The organism is Leclercia sp. S52, assembly GCF_039727615.1.
GTDB lineage: Bacteria > Pseudomonadota > Gammaproteobacteria > Enterobacterales > Enterobacteriaceae > Enterobacter > Enterobacter adecarboxylatus_B.
This window is the reverse complement of sequence record NZ_CP152474.1, coordinates 430397-444810: the sequence shown is the minus strand read 5'-3', so window position 1 is coordinate 444810 and position 14414 is coordinate 430397. Positions and strand designations below refer to the sequence as shown.

The window sequence follows — 14414 nt, the reverse complement described above, 5'->3', positions numbered from 1 at the left end:
AGGTAAAAAGGTGGGACAGGTCGCGTTAAAAAGCAAAACGCCGGCACAAGGCCGGCGCTTCGACGTGGTGACGAGTAATTACTTACTCAGCAACAACGTTAACAACCAGTTTAGCGAAGACTTCGCTGTGAACCTGGAAGTCCACTTCGTGCTCACCGGTGGTACGCAGAACGCCGTTCGGCAGACGAACTTCGCTCTTAGCGACGTCAACGCCAGCTGCAGTTACAGCGTCAGCGATGTCGCGAGTACCGATGGAACCGAACAGTTTACCTTCGTCGCCTGATTTAGACGCGATAGTAACGGTGCCCAGTGCGTTGATTTTCTCAGCGCGAGCGTTAGCAGCCGCCAGAACGTCAGCCAGTTTGGCTTCCAGTTCAGCACGACGTGCTTCGAAAAACTCTACGTTTTTCTTGGTAGCAGGAACAGCTTTACCCTGTGGAACCAGGAAGTTACGAGCGTAGCCCGCTTTAACGTTTACCTGATCACCCAGGCTGCCCAGGTTTGCTACTTTATCAAGCAGAATAACTTGCATTACCTTATCCTCTTAAAGTCGTATTAATGGACCGTGCCCGATTACTGATGACGATCAGTGTACGGCAGCAGGGACAGGTAGCGAGCGCGTTTGATAGCGCGAGCCAGCTGACGCTGGTATTTTGCACGAGTACCGGTGATACGGCTTGGGACAATCTTACCGCTTTCGGTGATGTAGTTTTTCAGCGTTGCGATATCTTTATAGTCGATCTCTTGAACGCCTTCCGCGGTGAAACGGCAGAACTTGCGACGACGGAAATAACGTGCCATATGGCTAGTCTCCAGAATCTATCAAATCAATCTGCTCGGCATGCAGAACCATTTTGCTCAGACCGTTCTTTGCCTTGTGGCAAGAAATGAACCCCTGAACGGTTACTGCGCTACCGACCGTTATACTGTGAGTAATGGCCTGGTTTTCGTGTCCGCTAATAATAACGGGCATTTGGCACCACGCCTGCCGGTGAAACCCGGCTTCCTCCTGCACTGAACGATGCTCAAGCACGAACTGGCAGTGAGGAATTCCTGATGGGCTGACCTTACGAAGGGGGGGTCCTGCACACGGTACCGGACAACACCAGACGGTTGGTCATCAGAAATTACTCTTCAGAATCCCCAGCATCAGAATCATCTGCGGTTTCGTTTGCGAAATCATCGCGACGCTCACGGCGCTCGTCTTTCGCTTTAACCATCGGAGATGCTTCGGTCACTGCGTTTTTGGTACGCATAACCATGCTGCGGATAACGGCATCGTTGAAGCGGAAGTTAGTTTCCAGCTCATCGATCGCTTCCTGCGGAGCTTCAACGTTCAGCAGAACGTAGTGAGCTTTGTGCAGTTTGTTGATCGGATAAGCCAGCTGACGGCGGCCCCAGTCTTCCAGACGGTGGATCGTGCCTTCTGCTGCAGTGATTGCACCAGTGTAGCGCTCGATCATACCCGGAACCTGTTCGCTCTGGTCAGGATGGACCATAAAAACGATTTCGTAATGACGCATCGAATTGCTCCTTACGGATTATTCAGCCTCCTGTCTGGGTCAGCCGAGGCCCGGGGAGGCAAGGAACGTGTTAAAGGTCGGCTGAAAAATTGACGCGTCATAATACTTGCGCCCCCCCTGGAAACTCAAGCTGATTGCACAAATAATTCGCACAAAGCGCAAAGCTCGTCTAAGTGGGTGATTTACCATGGCTCACAGGCGATCGCGGCGCTTTTTTGAACAACAGCATCAGAAATGGTCGCCAATGCCGGCCAGATAAGGGGTTACACTTTAATCAGACCCCTTCTGAGGACAAAACCCGAAGTGATTATCGTCGCACCGTAGTTTGTCGTGGAGCGCATATCATGAAAAAGATAAACCTTGCCATTCTGGCTGCGCTTTTGCTCAGTGCAAACGCGACAGCAGCGATTCAGGTTGATGGCCGTCAGGCCAGAAATATGGATGATGTGCAAAGCCTTGGCGTCATTTATATCAACCACAACTTCGCTACCGAAAGCGAAGCGACAGAAGCTATTACTGCAGAAGCCGAGGCGCGGGATGCCCGCTACTATCACGTCATGCTCACCCGTGAACCGGGCAGCAACGGCAATATGCACGTCAGCGCAGATATCTATCGGTAATGCTTTGACGCTAGCACCAGGAAAGCCAACAACGAAAATATTGTCATAGTTTAATTAGCCCCCATGCCCGGGGGCTTTTTTTTATTTTTGCCCGTAATAGGCATTCGGACCATGCTTGCGCATAAAGTGCTTGTTCATCAGATAGCTGTCTATCGGTTGCAGGTGCGGGTTAATACCGCGGGCAATCCACGCCATTCTCGCCACCTCTTCCATTACCACGGCGTTATGCACGGCATCGTGCGCATCTTTGCCCCAGGCGAAGGGGCCATGCTGATATACCACTATCCCCGGCGTGTGCAGCGGTTCGCCCTCACCCAGCGTTTCCACGATCACCTTGCCGGTATTGAGTTCGTACTCGCCCTGCACCTCCTCTTCGGTGAGTGCCCGCGTACAGGGGATATCGCCAAAAAAGTAGTCTGCATGGGTGGTGCCCAGCGCCGGGATGGCCAGCCCCGCCTGCGCCCAGGCCGTCGCATGGGTGGAGTGGGTATGCACTACGCCGCCAAGGGAGGGATAACGCCGGTACAGCGCCAGATGGGTAGCGGTATCGGACGAAGGTCGCCACTGGCCCTCCACAACCTTGCCGTCGAGATCCACCACCACCATGTCTTCCATGCGCATGGTCTCATAGGCCACGCCGCTGGGTTTGATCGCCACCAGCCCGCGGCTCCGGTCAATCGCGCTGACGTTTCCCCAGGTGAAGGTGACCAGACCGTAACGCGGCAAATCCATGTTTGCCTCAAACACCTGCTGTTTAAGCTGCAGCATTTTCGCCTCCCGTCAGCCCGGCCCGCGCCATCCGCTCCAGCACCCAGTCCCGGGCTTTCGCCACCTCTTGCAGCGGATCCTCTGCGGTTTCACTCCACATCTCAATCAGGTAAGGCCCGCAGTACCCGCTGTGGCTGAGGGTGGCGAAACAGGCTTCGAAATCCACTACGCCCGTACCGAAAGGCACATTTTTGAATACGCCAGGCCGGGTGTCTTTGACGTGGACCGCCACGATATGGCCGATCCCCGCCTGCAGCTCCATGGGCACATCGTTATCCCAGGCGGACAGGTTGCCGATATCGGGATAGAGCTGGAACCATGGATTATTAAGGTAGTGAGCATAACCCAGCGCCTTGCTGATGGAGTTCATCAGCGGGTAATCCATGATCTCCATCGCCAGCGTGACCTGGGCGCGGCTTGCCATCTCCACGCTCTCTTTGAGCCCCTCGCGAAAACGCCGCCGGGTTTCGTTGTTGGCCTGCTGGTAGTAGACGTCATAGCCCGCCAGCTGGATGACACGGATCCCCACGTCCTGGGCAAAGCGAATCGCTTTACGCATGATCGCCAGCCCCTGCGCGCGCACGGCGTCATCTTCACTGCCGAGCGGAAAGCGACGATGGGCGCTCAGGCACATTGAGGGGACGCGCACGCCGGTTTCGGCCACCGCGTTCACCAGCGCCAGGCGCTGCTCGCGACTCCAGTCGAGTCGGGAGAGGCGCGTATCGGTCTCATCCACCGACATTTCGACGAAATCGAAACCCAGAGACTGGGCCAGTTTCAGCCGCTCGAGCCAGCACTCCCCGGCGGGGAGTGCCTTTTCATAGATGCCAAGCGGCACCTGCTTGCTTAACATAGCCGCTCCTTATCCCCACAGCTGGGCGATGGAACGTTTAAACTGGCGCGCCGCTTCCACCGGCGAAGCGGCATCACGGATGCTGCGCCCGGCGATAAAGACATGAATCGGGATACCTTTGAACAACGGCAGATCCTCCAGCGCCAGGCCGCCGGTGACGGTGACCTTAAAGCCCATCTCCGCCAGACGTTTAACCGCGGTGATATCGGCCTCACCCCAGGCGACGCCTGCGGCCTGCGCATCGCGACTGCGGTGATAAACCACCTGCTGAATGCCGGCTTCTCGCCACTCTTCCGCCTGCTTCCAGGTCCAGTAACCGGTGAGTTCGATCTGCACGTCGCCGTTAAACTCTTTGGCGACATCCAGCGCCCCTTTGGCGGTGTTGATATCCGCGCAGCAGATCACCGTTACCCAGTCGGCGTTGGCTTCGAAGCACATCCGCGACAGGATTTTGCCCGCATCGGCGATCTTGGCATCTGCCAGCACAATTTTGTGCGGATAGAGCGCTTTCAGATCGCGCACGGCGCGAACGCCCTCTCCCACGCACAAAATGGTGCCCACTTCGATGATGTCCACCTCTTCGGCAATCAGACGCGTGGTTTCGTAAGCGTGGGCCAGAGTTTGGTTATCCAGCGCGACCTGCAACATTGGTAATGACATTTCAGTTCCCTCTCAGACTGCCGCCGCAGTGGCGTTATCGATTAAATCCAGCACGTCCTGCTCGGTACGGCAGGCGCGTAAACGGTCGAAATTGGCTTCATCTTCAAACAGATTGACGATCTGCATGATGCCCACCTCCTGGTGGGTGTTGGCATCAACGGCCGCCATAGTGATGAGGATATCGACCGGATCGTTGTCTTCGTGGTTAAACGCCAGCGGCGTTTTCAGAGTGACCAGGGCGAAGCCGGTTTTTTTGACCCCCCTCCTCCGGGCGGCCATGCGGCATTGCCAAACCCGGCGCAATCACAAAGTACGGACCAAACTGCTCCACGCCATCGAGAATGGCCTGGTAGTAGCGCGGCTCAACAACGTCAGCCTTAACCAGCAAATCAACGCTCAGCTTTACCGCTTCCTGCCAGGTGCTGGCTTCGGCCTGTAACAGGATGGAGTGGTTTTCTGCCAGTGAATCACGGAGTTTCATAGGGCCTCCTTACTTCACGTCTTGCGGGAAGTGTTCTTTGATCACGTCCAGCAGTTTTGGGCCAAAATCCGCAGGCGACAGCATGTTGCGTACGCCCACCACATATTTATTGCCTGTCACGCTAATTTCCCCGGCGATATGGGTCGAGGCGATGATGATGTCCGCGCCGTTCAGTTCACTTTTGTATTCACCCACCGCGCAGCTGTTCACCGTGTGGTCAATATTTGACTGGGTTAAAAACTGGTCCACTTTCATTTTCATGATCATGGAGCTTCCTTGTCCGTTGCCACATACAGCCAGAATACGTACGGTCATAGTCAAAACTCCTTAGTGAGCAGAAACTTCTGCTGTTTGTTTTTCTGCATCTTCTTCCGCCCGCAGCGAACGGCCAGCGAAGAACATATACGCCAGGGCAATAAAAATAATGACGGCCATAAAGACAATGCCGAGGGAGGCGAAGCCCTGCATCATTGGCGGCGCCAGAATTGACCAGTCAGCCATGCCCATCCAGGCGCTCATGCCGGTGAGCTTGACCGCCCACACGCAGCCGAAGATTTCAATCATCCCCATCACCAGACAGATCTTGAGCGCCGCGCGCCAGCCGCCAAAGTGGTTGGCAAAGACGCCAATGGTGGCGTTGGAGAAGAACATCGGGATAAAGCCAGGAATGATGAGGATGGAGGAGCCGAACCCGACAAGAATGCCAACCGCAATCAGCTGGCCGATGGTGCCCCACATAAAGCCCCAGACCACCGCGTTTGGCGCAAAGCTGTAGATAGCCGCGCAGTCGATCGCCAGAACCGCACCGGGGATCAGGCGCTGCGAGATGCCGTTGAAGGCTTCGGACAGCTCGGCCACGAACATGCGCACGCCCTGGGTAATAATGAAAATCGCCACTGCGAAGGAGAAACCGGTTTGCAGGATGTAGATGGTCCAGTGGGTTTTACCCGCCATGGCCTGGACAACGTCAATCCCGAACGAGAGCAGGATCGCGCCGAAGAAGATGGTCATCACAATCGCCGTCGAGACGATATTGTCGTGGAAAATATTGAGCCAGCCCGGCAGCTTGAGCTCTTCCACGCTCTCCTCTTTCTTGCCGAGATAAGGCGCGACTTTATAGGCGATCCAGGAGGCGAACTGCTGCTGGTGGCCGATAGAGAAACCGCAGCCGTCGGTCACGTCCTGGGTTGGCTTGAACATCATGTTGGAGGTGATGCCCCAGTAGAGCGACACCAGCACTGCGGTGCAGATGATGGTGGTCCACATCGGGTAGCCGACGATGTAGAAGAAGACGGCAATCAGCCCGGCCTGCTGAAACATGATATGGCCGGTCAGCATGATGGTACGGATGCCCGTAATCCGGCGCAGCAGGACATAAATAATGTTCAGCGCCAGCGCCAACAGCACGGCATATCCCACCCAGCTATAGGCGTCGCCCATCCGTTCGATGGTGGCCATCATTGACGCATAGGTGTCTGATATAGCGCCGTTAATGCCGTAAACCTCAGACATTTTGGCGACGACGGGTTTAAAGGTGCTGGTTAAAATGCCGGACCCCGCCTGTAGGAGCATAAAACCGATGATGGTTTTGATGGTGCCTTTGATAATGACGCTGACGCTCTTGCGTAGCAGGATGTAGCCAAGACACGTCACGATACCCAGCAGCAGCGGGGCATTGGTCATTACCTGATTAAAAAAGACGGTAAAGACGCTGTAGAGGATCTCCATAACACTCTCCGATAAAGGCAGTACGCTGCGTAATGCACGTACAACAGGCCCCCACTCTAGTAATCACAAATAATCACCACAAGATTGCATTTGATTATTTGTGACGCATCACGCAAATTATTTCCCTTCATACAGTAATGACATTCATTTCAATTCAATACCTCTTTATATGATCTTATATTTCAAGGCATTGACAGAACACCGACACATGGGAAGAGGCGCTTTACGTATCAGGAAACGGCCTCACAGGCGAGAGTGCGCTGCAAAATGCGCGTTGCAATGCTGATTTATTGGTGACAATATAAATCATATTGAATCACCAATTGATTACTTGTGAGAAGAAGAGGGAGTCTGGCAATGAGTAAAGTGAACACTATCACCCGCGAATCATGGATCCTCAGCACCTTCCCGGAATGGGGAACCTGGCTGAATGAAGAGATTGAACAAGAGCAGGTCGCGCCTGGTACCTTTGCCATGTGGTGGCTGGGCTGTACCGGGATCTGGTTGAAATCCCAGGGCGGTGCCAATGTCTGTATCGATTTCTGGTGCGGGACCGGCAAGCAAAGCCACGGTAATCCGCTGATGAAGAAAGGGCATCAGATGCAGCGTATGGCGGGGGTGCAAAAGCTGCAGCCGAACCTGCGCACCACGCCGTTTGTTCTCGATCCGTTCGGCATTCGTCAGATCGATGCCGTACTGGCGACCCACGATCACAACGATCACATTGATGTGAATGTCGCCGCCGCCGTCATGCAAAACTGCGCACCGGACGTGCCCTTTATTGGCCCGCAAACCTGCGTGGATATCTGGATGGGCTGGGGCGTGCCGAAAGAGCGCTGCATTGTGGTGAAGCCGGGCGACGTGGTGAAAGTCAAAGACATTGAGATCCACGCGCTGGATGCGTTTGACCGCACGGCCCTGATTACCCTGCCGGCCGACCAGAAGGCCGCCGGTGTGCTGCCAGACGGCATGGATGAGCGTGCGGTGAACTATCTGTTCAAAACCCCGGGCGGTACGCTGTACCACAGCGGTGACTCACACTACTCCAACTACTATGCCAAACACGGCAACGAGCATCATATCGACGTGGCGCTGGGATCCTATGGCGAGAACCCGCGCGGCATCACCGATAAGATGACCAGCGCCGATATTCTGCGCATGGCAGAAGCGCTCAATACCCAGGTGGTGATCCCGTTCCACCACGATATCTGGTCCAACTTCCAGGCCGATCCGCAGGAGATCCGCGTGCTGTGGGAGATGAAAAAAGATCGTCTGAAGTATGGCTTTAAGCCGTTTATCTGGCAGGTGGGCGGCAAATTTACCTGGCCGCTGGATAAAGACAATTTTGAGTATCACTACCCGCGCGGATTTGACGACTGCTTCACCATTGAGCCAGATCTGCCGTTCAAATCATTCCTGTAATTGCCCCCCCTTACCGCCAGGCACAGCGCCTGGCGGTTCCATCTTTTACTTAGTAATTTCAGGCTATTTCAAATATCATCTTTTAAAATCAATTTATTTCGGAATAGCTCATGACAGAAGCACAGCGGCATCAAATTTTACTGGAACTCCTGGCGCAAACGGGGTTTGTCACCGTGGAACAGGTGATTGCCCGGCTGGGCGTTTCCCCTGCCACCGCGCGCCGGGATATCAATAAACTTGATGAGAGCGGGAAGCTGAAGAAAGTCCGTAACGGTGCCGAAGCCATCAGCCAACAGCGCCCGCGCTGGTCTCCGATGAATATCCATCAGGCGCAGAATCACGACGAGAAAGTGCGTATTGCCCGGGCCGCCTCCCAGCTGGTGAATCCTGGCGAAAGCGTGGTGATCAACTGTGGTTCAACCGCCTTCCTGCTGGGCCGCGAAATGTGCGGCAAGCCGGTACAGATCATTACCAACTACCTGCCGCTGGCCAACTACCTCATCGATCAGGAGCACGAAAGCGTGGTGATCATGGGCGGGCAGTACAACAAGAGCCAGTCCATTACCTTAAGTCCGCAGGACAGCGAGAACACGCTCTATGCCGGGCACTGGATGTTTACCAGCGGGAAAGGGCTCACCGCCGAGGGGCTGTATAAAACCGATATGCTGACGGCAATGGCGGAGCAGAACATGCTGAATGTGGTCGGAAAGCTGGTGGTGCTGGTCGACAGCAGCAAGGTTGGCGAGCGCGCGGGCATGTTGTTCAGCCGCGCCGAGCAAATTGATCTGGTGATCACCGGTAAAAGTGCTGACCCACAGATCCTCCAGAAACTGGAAGATCAGGGGGGTGAAAATCCTGCGCGTTTAAAGGTGCTGGCGGAAAAACGCCACCGTGGCATCAAGGGCGGTCGGCGTGATGCGGTGTTTGACGCCCGCTTCCCACAGACAGGTCAGATTTTTATCCAGCCCTTCCCGCTGCAAAGCCTGCTGCAGACGGAAGGTCTCCGCGGCTGGCACCACATCATCCTCCTCCCCATGCCACAGCAGCAGCGGGCGGTCGGCCAGCCGGGGTAGCGCGGTCGTGACCTCCCATTCGGCAAGCGGAGAGACCATTGCCGCGAAGTCCGCCGGTGGCTGCGGCGGAAACAGCGTGCGGGCCAGGGAGGTAAAGTAGCCCGAGCCCATCAGGCTTGCCACGCATTTCACTTCCGGATGGCGCGCCATGATACCCAGTGCGGTCATCCCGCCCATCGAAGCTCCGGCGACCGCAAGGCGCTCATCCGCCACCAGCCCGGCCTGATACAACCCATCCCGCAGCGCGGCAAATTCGGTGAGGTTGCCATGCAGGATCGGCCAGAACTGCCCCAGACGAGCCTGCTCATCCCCCGTAAAGCGGGCGCCGTGATCCGGTGCGTCCGGCATGACCACCCGAAAACCGGCCTGCGCCAGGGCCACCGCAAAATAGCTGTAAACCAGCTTTGATGAGGTAAATCCATGATAAAAAATAACAACCGGCAACGGTTGAGACCGTTTTCCCGCCGGAACGGCGTGTACACTCTCATGGTCGCCAAATTGTCGTATTTCAAGTTCAATCATCACTGGGCCTCATGCTAAAGGGTGATTTAAAATGTTGAGAACTGGATTACGCTTTCGCACAATTTTCATTCGAAATTTACGCCACAGCTAACAATTTGGGAACATTCCCCCAATCCTAAATCAACAGAGTTCTACACTATGGCTATCAGGAAACGAGATATGGTTATGCGAAGGTTTGCTGCTTTATTGCTGATGCTGGTGTTGGGCGGATGTAGCGTCCTGGAAGGCACGCCACAGCCTGCACCTCCGGTTGCCGACCACCCACAAGAAATTCGTCGTAATCAGACGGAAGGATTACAGCGGATGGGTACCGTCACCGCACTTGAGCGAGGCTCTCCCGATGATGTGGAAGATGCCATTAAAGCAAAAGCCGTCGCCGCGAAAGCTGATTATTACGTCATTGTCCTTATCGATGAAACTATCGTGACGGGACAATGGTATTCGCAGGCCATTTTATACCGTAAATAACGAGCGGTATTTAAACGACATTTACACTGCTTTGCGTCCATAGACGTTTTCCTGTCCACAATAAACTCCATGCCTGCGGCAATGGAAGCGAGTTTATTAGCGAAGGATTGCCCGGCGGATACCGGGGACACGTAAAATGGAGCTGACGATGAAACGATCTCTTGCTTTGACCTCACTGTTACTCTCAGCCGGTCTGGTGAGTACTGCCGCACAGTCAGCCGAATTTGCCAGCGCTGATTGTGTGACGGGTTTAAATGAAATAGGACTGATTTCGGTGAGTGATATCTCCGGGAGTCCGCAGGATGTAGAGCGCGTGGTCGCGCTTAAAGCAGATGAACAGGGAGCGTCCTGGTATCGCATCATAACTATGCAGGAAGACAGCCATGTTGATCGCTGGCGGGTACAAGCCATTCTCTACGCCTGAAAAGCGCCAATAAAAAGCCACTAAAAAAGAGTGGCTTTTTAATATTTACAATTCTATTATCCTTGCCGTTACTACCCCGAGACAATCTTGTAACATTTTGTTACATAAACCCCATAAATGTTATCCCCGCTCTGCCGTTGAAAAGCGTTACCTTTTTAGCAATGAGCAATTTATGATCAACTTTTTTCGCCGTGCAGGTCTGGGCACAAAGCTATCGCTGCTTACCGGCTTGAGTGTTGCCACTCTTTTTCTGCTTTTCACTTTTCTCCTGAGCTATAACACCAGTCAAAAACTCAAAGCGCTGGCCATTGAAGACCTGCATAACCAGTCCACCGGCGTGGTCGACATGGTGCAAATGTTCAATACCAGCCTCACCGAAGAGGTGGAGAGCTACACTCGCCTGTTCACCACCTTTTTGCCACAGCCGCTGAATATTGACGCCAGCCAGACCCGCACCATCAACGGTCAGAACGTCCCGCTGCTGAAGGGCGGGGATACGGAACTCCATGAGAACAACACCACGCCCGATGATTTTCTGAATCGCACCGGGGCCATCTCCACGCTGTTTGTCCGCAGCGGCGACGACTTCGTCCGCGTGGCGACTTCACTGCGTAAAGAGAACGGCGATCGGGCCATCGGCACGGTACTGGATCATGCCAGCCCGGCCTGGGCGGTGGTCAGCAAAGGTGAAGTTTATCGCGGCCTTGCCCTGCTGTTCGGCAAACGCTACATCACCCAGTATCAGCCGGTAAAAGACGCGGGCGGACAGGTGATCGCCATTATCTTCGTTGGGGTCGACATTACCCACTCCTGGAACGTCATGCGTGAGAAGATCCTCAGCCGCCGTCTGGGCGAGAGCGGCCACTTCTTTGTGCTGGACCGCAGCAATGGCAAAAATCACGGTCAGTACCTGTTCCATAGCGCAGAAGAGGGGCAACTGCCGAAATGGGAGAACGATGTTCAGCTGCTGCTGCTGGGGGATAAATCCGGCACCCTGGAGCGTCAGAGCGCCGAGGGTCGTACGCTGATTATGGCCTGGACGCCGCTGCCGGGCTGGAACTGGACCATCGTGGGCGAGGTGGATAAATCCGTCCTGCTGGCCGATGTGACCAGCCTGCGCGATCGCTTCCTGCTGGCCGGTGTCGTCCTGTCCGCGCTCTTCGCCATGCTGTTCGTGTTTATTATTCGCCGCTGGCTTTCACGCCCGCTGCGCGATGTGATTGGTCTGGCAGAGCAGTATGCCGCCGGGGATCTGCGTGCAACCCTGCCTGCTAGCCGTCAGGATGAGGTGGGTCAGTTAATCAATGCCATCAACGGCATTGGCGGCGGGCTGCAAAAAAATTGTGCTGCAGGTGCGCGAAGCCGCAGGGGATATCCATCTGGGCACCAACGCCCTGGCGGCGGATACCGGCGAGATCTCCGAGCAGATCAACAAGCAGGCCAGCAGCGTGGAAGAGACTTCCGCCAGCATGGAGCAGCTGGCAGCCAGCGTGCAGCAGAATGCGGCCAATATGGAGCAGACCCAGCAGCTGGTGGGCGAGACCTCCCGGGCGGTGCATCAGGGCGGGGAGACCGTCAGCAATGCTGTCGCCACCATGGATGATATTCGCGAGGCATCGAAACGTATCGAAGCCATCACGCGGGTGATTGAGGGTATCGCTTTCCAGACCAATATCCTGGCGCTGAACGCCGCCGTAGAAGCCGCCCGGGCGGGCGAGCACGGTAAAGGCTTTGCCGTGGTGGCTCAGGAAGTCCGCGCCCTGGCAGCGCGCAGCGCCAACGCGGTGAAGGAGATTGAACAGCTGATTGGCGATACGCTCAGCAAAGTGAGCGAGGGCCACGCCCTGTCGGAGCAGACCCGGCATGCAATGGAGAGCATCATCGAGCATATCGACAATATCAACCAGCTGGTCACGGAGATTAACCATGCCTCCCGCGAGCAGTCGGCAGGCATTGGTCAGGTGAACCTGGCGATGACGCATATTGGCGAAGCGTCGCATATCAACGCCGACCGCGTCTCGCGCAGTGAACAGACGGCGCAGGTTCTGCGTGGGAAAGGTTCTCACCTGACCGAGCTGGTCAGCCTGTTCCGCCTGTAAGGATCAGGCCACGCCGCCCGTGGCGCGCAGCAGCAGGTCGTCCTGGACCTGCTCGCTGAGCAGGGAACCTCCACGGGCATCGAGCATTTCACGGCACCAGGCCTGCGCCACCGGCGGTGACGCATGGCGCAACATCTGTGCCCCCGCGCCCAGCAGGAAGATCTGCCGGGCGATCTCCCTGCCCTGCGCCTCCTGGGGTTTACGCAGCTTCTGCTGTAACTGACGCCAGCTGCGATCGAAGTGCCGATCCTGTCCCTTCACGCCGGCAAAATCATCGGCCAGCAGATCCATTACCGCAGGCTGCTTCGCCAGCACCCGCAGCACGTCCAGCCCCATGATATTCCCCGAACCTTCCCAGATACTGTTGACCGGCATCTCCCGGTACAAGCGCGGCAGCTCGCTCTCTTCGCAGTAGCCGATACCGCCCAGCACCTCCATCGCTTCGGCGACGAACGGGATCCCCGCTTTACAGATCGTCAGTTTCGCCGCCGGGGTAAACAGCCGTGCCCACAGGGCTTCATGCTCGTTATCCCGGCGATCCCAGGCCCGCGCCAGACGGAACAGCAGCGCCGTCTGCCCCTCCAGCTGCAGCGCCATGCGGCTGAGCACGTCGCGCATCAGCGGCTGATCGATCAGGTTTTTGCCGAAGGTCTGCCGCTGGTGGGCATGGTATAACGCCACCGAGAACGCCCGGCGCATCAGGCCGTGGCTGCCGAGCGCGCAGTCGAACCGGGTGAGGCCGCCCATTTTCAGGATCTGGCGTACCCCTTCCCCCTCTTCCCCCAGCAGCCAGCCGGTCGCCTCAAGGAACTCAGCTTCGCTGCTGGCGTTGGAGCGGTTGCCCAGCTTGTCTTTCAGCCGCTCCAGATGCACGGCATTGCGCAGGCCGTCAGGCAGAAAACGCGGAACGAAGAAGCACGACAGGCCGCCTTTGGCCTGCGCCAGCACCAGGTGCGCATCACTCTGCGGCACCGAGAAAAACCATTTATGGCCCACCAGCCGGTAGCTACCGTCGCTGCAGCGCTCTGCCCGGGTGGTGTTGCTGAGGACATCCGATCCGCCCTGCTTCTCCGTCATCCCCATACCAATCAACAGACCGCGCTTCTGGTTGCCCGGCGCCAGATGGGAGTCATAGCGGTCGCTAAGGAGCGGCGTCAGCCAGTCATGGAAAGCGCGCGGTAGCGCCTGCAGCAGCAGCGGCGTGGCAGCATGGGTCATGGTGATCGGGCAGAGCGTGCCGGCTTCCACCTGCGCATGCAGGATAAAACGCGCCGCCCGGGCCACGAAGGCCCCTTTGCGCGCCTCCTCTTCCCACGCCAGGTTATGCACACGGTTGGCGCAGAGTCCCTGCATCAGCAGGTGCCACGCGGGATGGAAGCGCACGTCGTCCAGCCGGGCACCGCTGGCGTCAAAGCGCAGCAGTTCGGGTGGATTGACGTTGGCGAGGCGGCCCAGTTCCAGCGATTCTGCGGTGCCCAGCTGCTGACCGATGCTGGCGAGCAGCTCGGCGTCCCAGTCGGCGCCTTCACGGTTGACCGCTTCGCACAGGGCACGATCGGAAAGGAAAAGGTTGCTGTTGGTGAGTGGCGCAGGCTGGTTAAAAACAGTGTGCGTCTGCCAGTGCATTATGTATCCCTCCTTCTATGGCAATGAGGTAATTATGGACAGACCGGGCAGACGCTGCACGGAAGCGGGCGCAAAATTTCGCCATCTACAAGCGTGAATCTGGTCACATAACGAACGAATAATAAATTTCTTATCTGCATTTATAGT

The 14414-nt window shown here is 56.3% G+C and carries 14 protein-coding genes and 4 pseudogenes; 6 read left to right on the top strand and 12 right to left on the bottom strand.

What is annotated here, in order from left to right:
* Positions 1–82 precede the first annotated feature (82 nt).
* From rplI to rpsF, 4 genes and pseudogenes are all read right to left on the bottom strand, one after another.
* Complete coding sequence (gene rplI / locus AAHB66_RS02080) at positions 83–532, bottom strand: 50S ribosomal protein L9 (protein WP_103177988.1); 450 nt, start codon at positions 530–532, stop codon at positions 83–85.
* A gap of 41 nt (positions 533–573) precedes the next feature.
* Positions 574–801: a 30S ribosomal protein S18 gene (rpsR, locus tag AAHB66_RS02075; RefSeq protein WP_000135199.1), complete on the bottom strand. Its 228-nt coding sequence runs from the start codon at positions 799–801 to the stop codon at positions 574–576.
* A 4-nt stretch (positions 802–805) separates the two neighbouring features.
* Positions 806–1121, bottom strand: a pseudogene (gene priB, locus AAHB66_RS02070) (primosomal replication protein N).
* A gap of 6 nt (positions 1122–1127) precedes the next feature.
* Positions 1128–1523, bottom strand: a complete 396-nt coding sequence (rpsF, locus tag AAHB66_RS02065) for a 30S ribosomal protein S6 (RefSeq protein ID WP_011915632.1) — start codon at positions 1521–1523, stop codon at positions 1128–1130.
* A gap of 344 nt (positions 1524–1867) precedes the next feature.
* Between rpsF and yjfY the strand changes: the two genes are divergently transcribed.
* Positions 1868–2143 (top strand): DUF1471 family protein YjfY, encoded by a 276-nt coding sequence (gene yjfY / locus AAHB66_RS02060; RefSeq protein ID WP_142487974.1) that lies wholly within the window; start codon positions 1868–1870, stop codon positions 2141–2143.
* 81 nt (positions 2144–2224) lie between these two features.
* Here the strand turns inward: yjfY and AAHB66_RS02055 are convergent, their stop codons facing one another.
* From AAHB66_RS02055 to ulaA, 6 genes and pseudogenes are all read right to left on the bottom strand, one after another.
* Entirely contained in the window at positions 2225–2911 is a 687-nt protein-coding gene (locus AAHB66_RS02055) for an L-ribulose-5-phosphate 4-epimerase (RefSeq protein WP_347115042.1), read from the bottom strand.
* A complete protein-coding gene (locus tag AAHB66_RS02050) occupies positions 2898–3764 on the bottom strand; it encodes an L-ribulose-5-phosphate 3-epimerase (protein WP_347115041.1) in 867 nt (288 codons plus the stop codon). The genes AAHB66_RS02055 and AAHB66_RS02050 overlap by 14 nt, the downstream gene beginning before the upstream one ends.
* A 9-nt stretch (positions 3765–3773) precedes the next feature.
* Positions 3774–4424 (bottom strand): 3-keto-L-gulonate-6-phosphate decarboxylase UlaD, encoded by a 651-nt coding sequence (ulaD, locus tag AAHB66_RS02045; protein WP_347115039.1) that lies wholly within the window; start codon positions 4422–4424, stop codon positions 3774–3776.
* 12 nt (positions 4425–4436) lie between these two features.
* Positions 4437–4905: pseudogene (gene ulaC / locus AAHB66_RS02040) on the bottom strand (PTS ascorbate transporter subunit IIA).
* A gap of 9 nt (positions 4906–4914) precedes the next feature.
* A complete protein-coding gene (gene ulaB, locus AAHB66_RS02035; protein WP_106994059.1) occupies positions 4915–5220 on the bottom strand; it encodes a PTS ascorbate transporter subunit IIB in 306 nt (101 codons plus the stop codon).
* A gap of 12 nt (positions 5221–5232) precedes the next feature.
* Complete coding sequence (ulaA, locus tag AAHB66_RS02030) at positions 5233–6633, bottom strand: PTS ascorbate transporter subunit IIC (protein ID WP_347115038.1); 1401 nt, start codon at positions 6631–6633, stop codon at positions 5233–5235.
* A gap of 357 nt (positions 6634–6990) precedes the next feature.
* Between ulaA and ulaG the strand changes: the two genes are divergently transcribed.
* Both ulaG and ulaR read left to right on the top strand, forming a co-directional pair.
* Complete coding sequence (gene ulaG, locus AAHB66_RS02025) at positions 6991–8055, top strand: L-ascorbate 6-phosphate lactonase (RefSeq protein ID WP_347115037.1); 1065 nt, start codon at positions 6991–6993, stop codon at positions 8053–8055.
* A gap of 110 nt (positions 8056–8165) precedes the next feature.
* Positions 8166–8900 (top strand): annotated as a pseudogene (gene ulaR / locus AAHB66_RS02020) (HTH-type transcriptional regulator UlaR); the annotation flags it as partial.
* An 18-nt stretch (positions 8901–8918) separates the two neighbouring features.
* Here the strand turns inward: ulaR and yjfP are convergent.
* Entirely contained in the window at positions 8919–9650 is a 732-nt protein-coding gene (gene yjfP, locus AAHB66_RS02015) for an esterase (RefSeq protein WP_347115036.1), read from the bottom strand.
* Positions 9651–9788: 138 nt separating this feature from the next.
* Between yjfP and bsmA the strand changes: the two genes are divergently transcribed.
* From bsmA to AAHB66_RS02000, 3 genes and pseudogenes are all read left to right on the top strand, one after another.
* The gene (gene bsmA / locus AAHB66_RS02010; RefSeq protein ID WP_347115035.1) at positions 9789–10118 is read left to right on the top strand and encodes a biofilm peroxide resistance protein BsmA; all 330 of its coding nucleotides are present in this window, start codon (positions 9789–9791) and stop codon (positions 10116–10118) included.
* Positions 10119–10266: 148 nt separating this feature from the next.
* Positions 10267–10542, top strand: a complete 276-nt coding sequence (yjfN, locus tag AAHB66_RS02005) for a DUF1471 family protease activator YjfN (protein ID WP_347116403.1) — start codon at positions 10267–10269, stop codon at positions 10540–10542.
* 172 nt (positions 10543–10714) lie between these two features.
* Positions 10715–12641: pseudogene (locus tag AAHB66_RS02000) on the top strand (Cache 3/Cache 2 fusion domain-containing protein).
* Positions 12642–12644: 3 nt separating this feature from the next.
* On the opposite strand, the gene AAHB66_RS01995 reads toward AAHB66_RS02000, so the two are convergent.
* On the bottom strand, positions 12645–14267 hold the full coding sequence (locus AAHB66_RS01995) for an isovaleryl-CoA dehydrogenase (protein ID WP_347115034.1): 1623 nt from the start codon (positions 14265–14267) through the stop codon (positions 12645–12647).
* Between the last annotated feature and the right edge of the window lie 147 nt (positions 14268–14414).

What these genes read in the sequence shown, in the direction of transcription:
- rplI (WP_103177988.1), bottom strand. Translation starts at nt 532, where the DNA reads ATGCAAGTTATTCTGCTTGATAAAGTAGCAAACCTGGGCAGCCTGGGT.
- rpsR (WP_000135199.1), bottom strand. Translation starts at nt 801, where the DNA reads ATGGCACGTTATTTCCGTCGTCGCAAGTTCTGCCGTTTCACCGCGGAA.
- rpsF (WP_011915632.1), bottom strand. Translation starts at nt 1,523, where the DNA reads ATGCGTCATTACGAAATCGTTTTTATGGTCCATCCTGACCAGAGCGAA.
- yjfY (WP_142487974.1), top strand. Translation starts at nt 1,868, where the DNA reads ATGAAAAAGATAAACCTTGCCATTCTGGCTGCGCTTTTGCTCAGTGCA.
- AAHB66_RS02055 (WP_347115042.1), bottom strand. Translation starts at nt 2,911, where the DNA reads ATGCTGCAGCTTAAACAGCAGGTGTTTGAGGCAAACATGGATTTGCCG.
- AAHB66_RS02050 (WP_347115041.1), bottom strand. Translation starts at nt 3,764, where the DNA reads ATGTTAAGCAAGCAGGTGCCGCTTGGCATCTATGAAAAGGCACTCCCC.
- ulaD (WP_347115039.1), bottom strand. Translation starts at nt 4,424, where the DNA reads ATGTCATTACCAATGTTGCAGGTCGCGCTGGATAACCAAACTCTGGCC.
- ulaB (WP_106994059.1), bottom strand. Translation starts at nt 5,220, where the DNA reads ATGACCGTACGTATTCTGGCTGTATGTGGCAACGGACAAGGAAGCTCC.
- ulaA (WP_347115038.1), bottom strand. Translation starts at nt 6,633, where the DNA reads ATGGAGATCCTCTACAGCGTCTTTACCGTCTTTTTTAATCAGGTAATG.
- ulaG (WP_347115037.1), top strand. Translation starts at nt 6,991, where the DNA reads ATGAGTAAAGTGAACACTATCACCCGCGAATCATGGATCCTCAGCACC.
- yjfP (WP_347115036.1), bottom strand. Translation starts at nt 9,650, where the DNA reads ATGATTGAACTTGAAATACGACAATTTGGCGACCATGAGAGTGTACAC.
- bsmA (WP_347115035.1), top strand. Translation starts at nt 9,789, where the DNA reads ATGGCTATCAGGAAACGAGATATGGTTATGCGAAGGTTTGCTGCTTTA.
- yjfN (WP_347116403.1), top strand. Translation starts at nt 10,267, where the DNA reads ATGAAACGATCTCTTGCTTTGACCTCACTGTTACTCTCAGCCGGTCTG.
- AAHB66_RS01995 (WP_347115034.1), bottom strand. Translation starts at nt 14,267, where the DNA reads ATGCACTGGCAGACGCACACTGTTTTTAACCAGCCTGCGCCACTCACC.